The sequence below is a fragment of the Bradyrhizobium sp. 22 genome (genome assembly GCF_000482425.1).
GTDB classification, from domain to species: domain Bacteria; phylum Pseudomonadota; class Alphaproteobacteria; order Rhizobiales; family Xanthobacteraceae; genus Bradyrhizobium; species Bradyrhizobium japonicum_B.
The window spans coordinates 4,452,936-4,461,803 of the sequence record NZ_KI519399.1 but is presented as its reverse complement, the minus strand read 5'-3'; the positions used below and the strand labels follow the sequence as shown (position 1 = coordinate 4,461,803).

Annotated in this window: 16 protein-coding genes; all 16 read left to right on the top strand. The window is 63.8% G+C overall.

Annotated elements, in window-relative coordinates:
• Positions 1 to 2: 2 nt before the first annotated feature.
• Positions 3 to 728, top strand: coding sequence for a 30S ribosomal protein S3 (gene rpsC, locus K410_RS0122805; protein ID WP_018647246.1), 726 nt, complete (start codon positions 3 to 5; stop codon positions 726 to 728).
• A gap of 30 nt (positions 729 to 758) precedes the next feature.
• Positions 759 to 1,172 carry a 50S ribosomal protein L16 gene (gene rplP / locus K410_RS0122800; protein ID WP_008136349.1) on the top strand — a complete coding sequence of 138 codons (414 nt, stop codon included), beginning with the start codon at positions 759 to 761 and terminating at the stop codon, positions 1,170 to 1,172.
• Between the two features lie 5 nt (positions 1,173 to 1,177).
• Positions 1,178 to 1,384 carry a 50S ribosomal protein L29 gene (gene rpmC / locus K410_RS0122795; RefSeq protein ID WP_011088144.1) on the top strand — a complete coding sequence of 69 codons (207 nt, stop codon included), beginning with the start codon at positions 1,178 to 1,180 and terminating at the stop codon, positions 1,382 to 1,384.
• A 13-nt stretch (positions 1,385 to 1,397) separates the two neighbouring features.
• The gene (gene rpsQ, locus K410_RS0122790) at positions 1,398 to 1,646 is read left to right on the top strand and encodes a 30S ribosomal protein S17 (RefSeq protein WP_007603028.1); all 249 of its coding nucleotides are present in this window, start codon (positions 1,398 to 1,400) and stop codon (positions 1,644 to 1,646) included.
• Positions 1,647 to 1,729: 83 nt separating this feature from the next.
• Positions 1,730 to 2,098 carry a 50S ribosomal protein L14 gene (gene rplN, locus K410_RS0122785; protein WP_007603030.1) on the top strand — a complete coding sequence of 123 codons (369 nt, stop codon included), beginning with the start codon at positions 1,730 to 1,732 and terminating at the stop codon, positions 2,096 to 2,098.
• Entirely contained in the window at positions 2,098 to 2,412 is a 315-nt protein-coding gene (rplX, locus tag K410_RS0122780) for a 50S ribosomal protein L24 (protein WP_007603031.1), read from the top strand. Before rplN ends, rplX begins: the two co-directional genes overlap by 1 nt.
• Entirely contained in the window at positions 2,405 to 2,962 is a 558-nt protein-coding gene (gene rplE / locus K410_RS0122775) for a 50S ribosomal protein L5 (protein WP_028137019.1), read from the top strand. Before rplX ends, rplE begins: the two co-directional genes overlap by 8 nt.
• A 46-nt stretch (positions 2,963 to 3,008) precedes the next feature.
• Complete coding sequence (gene rpsN, locus K410_RS0122770) at positions 3,009 to 3,314, top strand: 30S ribosomal protein S14 (protein ID WP_028137018.1); 306 nt, start codon at positions 3,009 to 3,011, stop codon at positions 3,312 to 3,314.
• A gap of 14 nt (positions 3,315 to 3,328) precedes the next feature.
• Positions 3,329 to 3,727 (top strand): 30S ribosomal protein S8, encoded by a 399-nt coding sequence (rpsH, locus tag K410_RS0122765; RefSeq protein ID WP_028137017.1) that lies wholly within the window; start codon positions 3,329 to 3,331, stop codon positions 3,725 to 3,727.
• Positions 3,728 to 3,743: 16 nt separating this feature from the next.
• On the top strand, positions 3,744 to 4,277 hold the full coding sequence (gene rplF, locus K410_RS0122760) for a 50S ribosomal protein L6 (protein ID WP_028137016.1): 534 nt from the start codon (positions 3,744 to 3,746) through the stop codon (positions 4,275 to 4,277).
• Positions 4,278 to 4,288: 11 nt separating this feature from the next.
• Positions 4,289 to 4,651 carry a 50S ribosomal protein L18 gene (gene rplR / locus K410_RS0122755; protein ID WP_007603036.1) on the top strand — a complete coding sequence of 121 codons (363 nt, stop codon included), beginning with the start codon at positions 4,289 to 4,291 and terminating at the stop codon, positions 4,649 to 4,651.
• 47 nt (positions 4,652 to 4,698) lie between these two features.
• The gene (gene rpsE / locus K410_RS0122750; protein ID WP_014494507.1) at positions 4,699 to 5,295 is read left to right on the top strand and encodes a 30S ribosomal protein S5; all 597 of its coding nucleotides are present in this window, start codon (positions 4,699 to 4,701) and stop codon (positions 5,293 to 5,295) included.
• A gap of 25 nt (positions 5,296 to 5,320) precedes the next feature.
• Positions 5,321 to 5,515: a 50S ribosomal protein L30 gene (gene rpmD, locus K410_RS0122745; protein ID WP_011088137.1), complete on the top strand. Its 195-nt coding sequence runs from the start codon at positions 5,321 to 5,323 to the stop codon at positions 5,513 to 5,515.
• A gap of 76 nt (positions 5,516 to 5,591) precedes the next feature.
• Complete coding sequence (gene rplO, locus K410_RS0122740; RefSeq protein WP_028137015.1) at positions 5,592 to 6,077, top strand: 50S ribosomal protein L15; 486 nt, start codon at positions 5,592 to 5,594, stop codon at positions 6,075 to 6,077.
• Between the two features lie 152 nt (positions 6,078 to 6,229).
• The gene (secY, locus tag K410_RS0122735) at positions 6,230 to 7,561 is read left to right on the top strand and encodes a preprotein translocase subunit SecY (RefSeq protein ID WP_028137014.1); all 1,332 of its coding nucleotides are present in this window, start codon (positions 6,230 to 6,232) and stop codon (positions 7,559 to 7,561) included.
• A 266-nt stretch (positions 7,562 to 7,827) separates the two neighbouring features.
• Complete coding sequence (locus K410_RS0122730) at positions 7,828 to 8,730, top strand: adenylate kinase (RefSeq protein WP_028137013.1); 903 nt, start codon at positions 7,828 to 7,830, stop codon at positions 8,728 to 8,730.
• Positions 8,731 to 8,868: the final 138 nt, after the last annotated feature.

Here is an 8,868-nt window from a genome sequence, read left to right as displayed (position 1 = left end):
CGATGGGTCAAAAGATCAATCCGATCGGTCTGCGCCTCGGCATCAACCGTACCTGGGATTCCCGCTGGTTCGCCGGCAAGCAGGAATACGGCAAGCTGCTGCACGAGGACGTCAAGATCCGTGAGATCCTGCACAAGGAGCTCAAGCAGGCGGCCGTCGCCCGCATCGTGATCGAGCGTCCGCACAAGAAGTGCCGCGTCACCATCCACTCGGCCCGTCCGGGCGTGGTGATCGGCAAGAAGGGCGCCGACATCGACAAGCTGCGCAAGCGGGTCGCGGACATCACCTCGTCCGACGTCGTCATCAACATCGTCGAGATCCGCAAGCCGGAGCTCGATGCGACGCTGGTGGCCGAATCGATCGCCCAGCAGCTGGAGCGCCGCGTGGCGTTCCGCCGGGCCATGAAGCGCGCCGTGCAGTCGGCGATGCGTCTCGGCGCGGAAGGCATCCGCATCAACTGCTCGGGTCGTCTGGGCGGTGCGGAAATCGCGCGCATGGAATGGTACCGCGAAGGTCGCGTGCCGCTGCACACGCTGCGCGCCGACATCGACTACGGCGTTGCGACCGCGTTCACGACCTTCGGCACCTGCGGCGTCAAGGTCTGGATCTTCAAGGGCGAGATCCTCGAGCACGATCCGATGGCCCAGGACAAGAGAATGGCCGAAGGCGAGACGGGCGGTAGTGGTGATCGTGGTGGCCGTCAGCGCCGCGACACGGCTGCAGCCTAAAGCCGCACAGGAATTTGAGGGCTTAAAGCCATGATGCAACCTAAGAAAACGAAGTTCCGGAAGGCGCATAAGGGCCGCATCCACGGCGTTGCGTCTTCGGGCGCGACGTTGGCGTTCGGCCAGTTCGGCCTGAAGGCGACCGAGCCTGAGCGCGTCACCGCGCGCCAGATCGAAGCCGCTCGCCGCGCGCTGACCCGCCACATGAAGCGCGCCGGCCGCGTCTGGATCCGCGTGTTCCCGGACGTTCCGGTGTCGAAGAAGCCGGCCGAAGTCCGCATGGGCTCCGGCAAGGGTTCGCCGGAATTGTGGGTCGCGCGCGTCAAGCCGGGCCGGGTGCTGTTCGAGATCGACGGCGTCAACACCCAGACGGCGCGTGAGGCGCTGACCCTGGCCGCCGCCAAGTTGCCGATCAAGACGCGCTTCGTCGAGCGCATTGCGGAGTAATGGCCATGGCCCAGATGAAGATCGAAGACATCCGCGCGATGAGCCCCGACCAGCAGGATGACGCCATCCTGAATCTGAAGAAGGAGCGCTTCAACCTACGCTTCCAGCGCGCCACCGGGCAGCTCGAGAACACCTCGCGCCTGCGCGAGGCCCGCCGTGACATCGCCCGGATCAAGACCGTCGCCGCGCAGACGCGCGCCAAGAAGAAGTAAGAGGCTTACGAAGATGCCGAAACGTACTTTGCAGGGCGTGGTCGTCAGCGACAAGCAGGCCAAGACCATCGTGGTGCGCGTCGACCGCCGCTTCACGCACCCGATCTACAAGAAGACGATCCGCCGTTCGAAGAACTACCACGCGCACGACGAGAGCAACGAGTTCAAGCCGGGCGACATGGTGTGGATCGAGGAATCGAAGCCGATTTCGAAATTGAAGCGCTGGGTCGTGATCCGGGGCGAGCACAAGAAAAGCGCCTGATCTGTTGGCTTTAGCCGACTGACTTCAGGGAAATGTTGAGCGCCGGCTGGGCTGGCGCAAAGAGAAGAGGACGAGGTGCATCAATGATTCAGATGCAGACCAACCTCGACGTGGCCGACAATTCTGGCGCACGCCGTGTCATGTGTATCAAGGTGCTCGGAGGCTCCAAGCGCCGCTACGCCACGATCGGCGACATCATCGTCGTCTCGATCAAGGAAGCGATTCCGCGTGGCAAGGTGAAGAAGGGCGACGTGATGAAGGCCGTCGTGGTGCGCGTCCGCAAGGACATCCGCCGCGCCGACGGTTCGGTCATCCGCTTCGACCGCAACGCCGCCGTTCTGATCAACAATCAGTCCGAGCCGGTCGGCACCCGTATCTTCGGGCCCGTGCCGCGCGAGCTGCGCGCCAAGAACCACATGAAGATCATCTCGCTCGCGCCGGAGGTGCTGTGATGGCTGCGAAGATCCGCAAGGGCGACAAGGTCGTCGTGCTGACCGGTCGCGACAAGGGCCGGACCGGCGAAGTGTTCGAAGTGCGTCCCGACGCCGGCACGGCGCTGGTGCGCGGCATCAACATGGTCAAGCGTCACCAGAAGCAGACGCAGGCCCAGGAGGGCGGCATCATCTCCAAGGAGTCGCCGATCCAACTGTCCAACATCGCGTATGTCGGCAAGGACGGAAAGCCGACCCGCGTCGGATTCAAGATTCTGGCGGACGGCAAGAAGGTCCGCATCGCCAAGAGCTCGGGAGCTGAGATCGATGGCTGAGGCCGCTTACACCCCGCGCCTGCGCGCGGAATACGACGCCAATATCCGCACGGCTCTGACCGAGAAGTTCGGTTATGAGAACGTCATGCAGGTTCCGCGCCTGGACAAGGTCGTGCTGAACATGGGCGTCGGCGACAGCGTCAACGACCGCAAGAAGGCCGAGACCGCCGCTGCCGAGCTGACCCAGATCGCCGGCCAGAAGGCAATCGTCACCTATTCGCGGATCGCGATCGCGACCTTCAAGCTGCGCGAGAACCAGCCAATCGGCTGCAAGGTCACGCTGCGCAAGGCCCGCATGTACGAGTTCATCGATCGCCTGGTGACGGTCGCGCTGCCGCGCGTCCGCGACTTCCGCGGCCTAAACCCGAAGAGCTTCGACGGCCGCGGCAATTATTCGCTCGGCATCAAGGAGCACATCATTTTCCCTGAGATCGACTTCGACAAGGTCACGGAAGCCCGCGGCATGGACATCACCGTCTGCACCACGGCCAAGACCGACGAAGAGGCGAGGGCCTTGTTGACCGCTTTCAATTTCCCGTTCCGGCAGTGAGACGCTGACCTAAAGCCTCTCAAACGCGGATACCCAGGAGCCAAGCATGGCAAAGAAGAGTTCAGTCGAGAAGAACAACCGGCGCAAGCGGATGGTGAAGAACGCCGCCGCCAAGCGCGAGCGGTTGAAGGCGATCATCGCCGACAAGACGCTGCCGATGGAGGAGCGGTTCGCCGCGACTCTGAAGCTGGCGGAAATGCCGCGCAACTCGTCGGCGACCCGCATCCGCCTGCGTTGCGAGCTGTCGGGCCGTCCGCGCTCGAACTACCGCAAGAACAAGCTGTCCCGTATCGCGCTGCGCGAACTTGGCTCCAAGGGCATGGTCCCGGGCCTCGTGAAGTCCAGCTGGTAAGGAGGGTCGTTTAGATGTCCACGCACGATCCAATCAGCGATCTGATCACCCGTATCCGCAATGCGCAGATGCGCTCGAAGAGCAAGGTCTCCACGCCCGGCTCGAAGATGCGCGAGAACGTGCTCGAGGTCCTCAAGACCGAGGGCTACATCCGCGGCTACGCCACGCTCGAGCATTCCTCGGGCCGCAGCGAGATCGAGATCGAGCTGAAGTATTTCGACGGCGAGCCCGTCATCCGCGAGATCGAACGTGTCTCCAAGCCCGGGCGCCGCGTCTACGCCTCGGTGAAGAACCTGCCGCGGGTCAACAACGGGCTCGGCATTTCGGTGTTGTCGACGCCGAAGGGGATCATGGCCGACCACAGCGCGCGCGACGCGAATGTGGGCGGTGAAGTCCTCTTCACGGTGTTCTGAGAAGGATTTTTCATCCATGTCACGTGTTGGCAAAAGGCCTGTGGCGGTGCCGTCGGGTGTTACCGCGACCGTCGATGGGCAGACCGTCAAGATGAAGGGGCCGAAGGGCCAGCTTCAGTTCGTCGTCCATGACGACGTCGAGGTGAAGCTCGAGAGCGGCCAGATCAAGGTTCAGCCGCGCTTCGAGACCAATCGCGCGCGCGCCCTGTACGGGACCGCTCGCGCCCAGGTCGCGAATCTGGTCGAAGGCGTCACCAAGGGCTTCGAGAAGAAGCTGGAGATCACCGGCGTCGGTTACCGCGCCGCGATGCAGGGCAAGAACCTGCAGCTCGCGCTCGGTTACAGCCACGACGTGGTCTACGCGATCCCGGAAGGGATCACGATCACGGTGCCGAAGCCGACCGAGATCACGGTGTCGGGCAGCGACGTCCAGCGCGTCGGCCAGGTCGCGGCCGAGATCCGCAGCTATCGCCCGCCGGAGCCCTACAAGGGCAAGGGCGTGAAGTATGTTGGCGAATTCATCTTCCGCAAGGAAGGCAAGAAGAAGTAACGGAGCCGGTCATGTCCAAAGCCAAGGTTACCAATGCCCGGCGCAAGCGGAGTGTGCGGCTGAAGCTGCGCCGCTCCGGTGGTGGTCGTCCGCGTCTGTCGGTGTTCCGCTCGTCCAAGCACATCTACGCCCAGGTCATCGACGACCTGAAGGGCGAGACGCTGGCCTCTGCCTCCTCGCTCGAGAAGTCGATGCGCGACGGCGGCAAGACCGGCGCCGACATCGATGCGGCGAAGGCGGTCGGCAAGCTGCTGGCCGAGCGCGCCGCCGAGAAGGGTGTCAAGGAAGTCGTGTTCGATCGCGGCAGCTACCTCTATCACGGGCGCGTCAAGGCTCTCGCCGACGCTGCGCGTGAGAGTGGGCTGAGCTTCTAACGGAATTTGAGGATTGAGGCGTAAGCCTCTGAAGGATTGGAAAAACCATGGCAGCTGAACGCGAACAACGTGGTGGACGCGATCAACGCGGCGGCGGACGTGAACGCAGGGAGCGCGAGGAGCGCGACAGCGAGTTCGTCGACAAGCTCGTCCACATCAATCGCGTGGCCAAGGTCGTCAAGGGCGGCAAGCGCTTCGGTTTCGCAGCGCTGGTCGTGATCGGCGACCAGAAGGGCCGCGCCGGCTTCGGTCACGGCAAGGCGCGCGAAGTGCCCGAGGCGATCCGCAAGGCCACCGAGTCCGCCAAGCGCAACCTGACCCGCGTGTCGCTGCGCGAGGGCCGCACGCTGCATCACGACATCGCCGGCCGTCATGGTGCGGGCCGCGTCTACCTGCGTGCGGCGCCGGCCGGTACCGGCATCATCGCCGGCGGTCCGATGCGCGCCGTGTTCGAGACGCTCGGCGTCCAGGACGTGGTGGCGAAGTCGATCGGCTCTTCGAACCCCTATAACATGGTTCGTGCGACCTTCGATGCGCTGAAGCACCAGGACTCGCCGCGCTCGGTCGCTGCCCGCCGCAATATCAAGGTGTCCACCCTCCAGTCCCGCCGTATCGGTGGCGACGCCGAGGCGGCTGCCGACTAACGGAAGCTTTTCGGAGTAGACTCCCATGGCCAAGGCCGCAAAGACGATCAAGCTCGAGCAGACCGGCAGCGCGATCCGCCGCCATCACTCGCAGCGCTCGACGCTGATCGGGCTCAAGCTCAACAAGATCGGCCGCACCAGCGAACTGCCCGATACCCCGGCGGTCCGTGGCATGATCGAGAAGGTTCACCATCTCGTCCGCATCGTCGACGAGAAGTAAGCAAAGGCGCAGGATCCCGAACGGCGGGCTACCCGTTTTCGGCGAAGATCAGGCGCAAGACACAAGGAGAAGGGCGATGAAGCTCAGCGATATCGCCGACAACGCCGGCTCGCGCAAGAAGCGTATGCGCGTCGGCCGCGGCATCGGTTCGGGCAAGGGCAAGCAGTCCGGCCGCGGCGGCAAGGGCCAGACCGCGCGTTCCGGCGTGCGCATCAAGGGCTTCGAAGGCGGCCAGATGCCGATGCATCGCCGTCTGCCCAAGCGCGGCTTCAACAACATCTTCCGCGTCGAGTTCGCCGAGATCAATCTCGATCGGCTCCAGGAAGCGGTCGATGCCAAGAAGATCGACGCCGGCAGCGTCGTGAACGTCGAGGCCCTGGTGAAGGGCGGCGTGCTGCGCCGCGCCAAGGGCGGCCTTCGGCTGCTCGGCCGTGGCGAGCTCAAGTCCAAGCTCAACATCGAAGTCCACGGCGCCAGCAAGACCGCGATCGAAGCGGTCGAGAAGGCCGGCGGCTCGGTGAAGATTCTCGCCCCTGCCAAGGAAGAAGGCGAGGCGGCGTAACAACTGCGTCATCGGCCCGCGGCGCGCGGGCCTTTACGCATGTGGGACGATGGACTTATCGAAAGCCGAGCCCCAGATAATGTCCGGTGTCCGGTATAATGTAGCCCGGCCGCGGGCATGACGGCGCGATAGGCGGCGGGAGAAAGTCCAAGATGGCCTCTGCAGCGGAACAACTGGCAGCCAATCTCAATTTCAGTGCGTTCGCCAAGGCTGACGAACTGAAGAAGCGCATCTGGTTCACCCTGGGTGCGCTGCTCGTTTATCGGCTCGGGACCTATATCCCGCTTCCGGGCATCGATCCCAATGTCTGGGAGCAGGTATTCCGCTCCCAGGCGGGCGGCATCCTCGGCATGTTCAACATGTTCGCCGGCGGCGGCATCCACCGCATGGCGATCTTCGCGCTGAACATCATGCCGTATATCTCGGCCTCGATCATCATCCAGCTCCTCACCACCGTCTCGCCGCAGCTCGAGGCGCTGAAGAAGGAGGGCGAGTCCGGCCGCAAGCTGCTGAACCAGTACACCCGCTATCTCACCGTGATCCTGGCCGCGTTCCAGTCTTACGGCATCGCGGTCGGCCTCGAAGGTGCCGGCAACGTCGTCAGCGAGCCCGGCATGTTCTTCCGCCTCTCGACCGCGATCACACTGACCGGCGGCACCATGTTCCTGATGTGGCTGGGCGAGCAGATCACCTCGCGCGGTATCGGCAACGGCATCTCGCTGATCATTCTCGCCGGCATCGTCGCCGAGCTGCCCTCCGCGCTCGCCAACATGCTCGAGCTCGGCCGTCAGGGCGCGATGTCGACCGGCCTGATCCTGGTCGTCATCATCATGGCCGTCGCCGTGATCGCCTTCATCGTGTTCATGGAGCGCGCGCAGCGCCGCCTCCTGATCCAGTATCCAAAGCGCCAGGTCGGCAACAAGATGTTCGAGGGCCAGTCCTCGCATCTGCCGCTCAAGCTCAACACCTCCGGCGTGATCCCGCCGATCTTCGCGTCCTCGCTGCTGCTGCTGCCGACGACGGTCGCGAATTTCAACGCGGGCAGCGGGCCGGAATGGTTCCAGTGGATCACCACCCAGCTCGGCCACGGCCGTCCGCTGTTCCTGTTCATGTATCTGGCGCTGATCGTCTTCTTCGCCTTCTTCTACACCGCGATCGTGTTCAACCCGACCGAGACCGCGGACAATCTGAAGAAGCACGGCGGCTTCATTCCGGGCATCCGGCCCGGCGAGCGTACCGCCGAATATATCGACTATGTGCTCTCGCGCATCACCGTGCTCGGCGCGATCTATCTGGCCATCGTCTGCTTGATCCCGGAGATCCTGATCTCGTACGCCTCGGTGCCGTTCTACTTCGGCGGCACCTCGCTGCTGATCGTCGTCAGCGTCACCATGGATACGGTGGCGCAGGTGCAGGGCTATCTGCTGGCGCACCAGTATGAAGGCCTGATCCGCAAGTCGAAGCTGCGCGGCCGCCGCCGCTAAAGGCTGCGTGGTCTGAAGGCGGCGCGAACCGCGCCGCCGATTCGCCGCACAAGCAGCGCGCGGCCCCTGAGGCGACCGCTCGGTCGCTTCGGCAGAGATGCTCTCATTGCTCTGCAATCACTGATTTCAAAGCCCTTCTTGGCGTCCACCCATCTGCTGCCCTATGGTAGGGTAGCGGTGCAGCGCCGATTGTGGTTTGCACTGTTCTCGATTTTTCAAACACGGGTGCGCGACGTATCGCTCACCAATCCGGGGGGCGTACGCCGATGAGAATTATACTTCTGGGACCGCCGGGGTCGGGCAAGGGGACGCAGGCGCAGCTACTGGTGCAGCGCTACGGCATCGTCCAGCTCTCGACCGGCGACATGCTGCGAGCCGCAGTGGCGGCCGGAACGCCGGTCGGGCTGAAGGCCAAGGAGATCATGGCCAGCGGCGGCCTCGTGCCCGACGAGGTCGTGGTCGGAATCATCTCCGATCGCATCGACCAGCCGGACGCCAAGAACGGCTTCATCCTCGACGGCTTCCCGCGCACCGTGCCGCAGGCTGAAGCGCTGGACCAGTTGCTCAAGGACAAGCGTCTCAAGCTCGACGCCGTGATCGAGCTCCGCGTCAACGAGAGCGCGCTCCTGCACCGTGTCGAGACCCGCGTCGCCCAGATGCGGGAGCGCGGCGAGGAGGTCCGGCTCGACGACACGCCGGAAGTCCTGACCAAGCGGTTAGCCAGCTACCGCAGCCAGACGGAACCGCTGATTCACTACTATTCCGAGCGGCGGAAGCTCTCCACCATCGACGGCATGATGGCCATCGACGAGGTCACCCGCGCCATCGATCGCCAGCTCCAGGCATTGGGCGCGGCTGACGCCAAGATGCAGGCCAAGGAAGCCACCAAGGCAAAGACCAGGAGCGCGGCCAAGGCCGCCCCGGCCAAGAAGGCCAAGGCGGCGAAGAAAACGGCCAAAAAGGTGGTGAAAGCAGCCAAAAAGGCCGCCAAACCGGCTAAATCCGCCAAAAAGGCGGCCAAGAAGGTCGTCAAGGGCCGCAAGACGGCGGCCAGGAAGACCGTCAAGAGAACGGTGAAGAAGGCCGCAAAGAAGGCCGCCAAAAGGGCGGTCAAAAAGGGTGCCAGGAAGGCTGCAAAAAAGGTCACGAAAAAGCGAGCCAAGCGCTAGCAGCGGTTGACGAAAGCCCCCGGAATCCCCTAATAAGCCCCGCATCCAAGTCGGATAGTTTCAGACGATGCCGGGCCCCAGGAAGACCGGGGGAGGGCGTCGTGTTCGCGTTTGTGAACACCTGCCCGAGAACACAAG

Excerpts from the sequence above, each read along its gene's own strand:
- rpsC (WP_018647246.1), top strand. The coding sequence starts at position 3 with ATGGGTCAAAAGATCAATCCGATCGGTCTGCGCCTCGGCATCAACCGT.
- rplP (WP_008136349.1), top strand. The coding sequence starts at position 759 with ATGATGCAACCTAAGAAAACGAAGTTCCGGAAGGCGCATAAGGGCCGC.
- rpmC (WP_011088144.1), top strand. The coding sequence starts at position 1,178 with ATGGCCCAGATGAAGATCGAAGACATCCGCGCGATGAGCCCCGACCAG.
- rpsQ (WP_007603028.1), top strand. The coding sequence starts at position 1,398 with ATGCCGAAACGTACTTTGCAGGGCGTGGTCGTCAGCGACAAGCAGGCC.
- rplN (WP_007603030.1), top strand. The coding sequence starts at position 1,730 with ATGATTCAGATGCAGACCAACCTCGACGTGGCCGACAATTCTGGCGCA.
- rplX (WP_007603031.1), top strand. The coding sequence starts at position 2,098 with ATGGCTGCGAAGATCCGCAAGGGCGACAAGGTCGTCGTGCTGACCGGT.
- rplE (WP_028137019.1), top strand. The coding sequence starts at position 2,405 with ATGGCTGAGGCCGCTTACACCCCGCGCCTGCGCGCGGAATACGACGCC.
- rpsN (WP_028137018.1), top strand. The coding sequence starts at position 3,009 with ATGGCAAAGAAGAGTTCAGTCGAGAAGAACAACCGGCGCAAGCGGATG.
- rpsH (WP_028137017.1), top strand. The coding sequence starts at position 3,329 with ATGTCCACGCACGATCCAATCAGCGATCTGATCACCCGTATCCGCAAT.
- rplF (WP_028137016.1), top strand. The coding sequence starts at position 3,744 with ATGTCACGTGTTGGCAAAAGGCCTGTGGCGGTGCCGTCGGGTGTTACC.
- rplR (WP_007603036.1), top strand. The coding sequence starts at position 4,289 with ATGTCCAAAGCCAAGGTTACCAATGCCCGGCGCAAGCGGAGTGTGCGG.
- rpsE (WP_014494507.1), top strand. The coding sequence starts at position 4,699 with ATGGCAGCTGAACGCGAACAACGTGGTGGACGCGATCAACGCGGCGGC.
- rpmD (WP_011088137.1), top strand. The coding sequence starts at position 5,321 with ATGGCCAAGGCCGCAAAGACGATCAAGCTCGAGCAGACCGGCAGCGCG.
- rplO (WP_028137015.1), top strand. The coding sequence starts at position 5,592 with ATGAAGCTCAGCGATATCGCCGACAACGCCGGCTCGCGCAAGAAGCGT.
- secY (WP_028137014.1), top strand. The coding sequence starts at position 6,230 with ATGGCCTCTGCAGCGGAACAACTGGCAGCCAATCTCAATTTCAGTGCG.
- K410_RS0122730 (WP_028137013.1), top strand. The coding sequence starts at position 7,828 with ATGAGAATTATACTTCTGGGACCGCCGGGGTCGGGCAAGGGGACGCAG.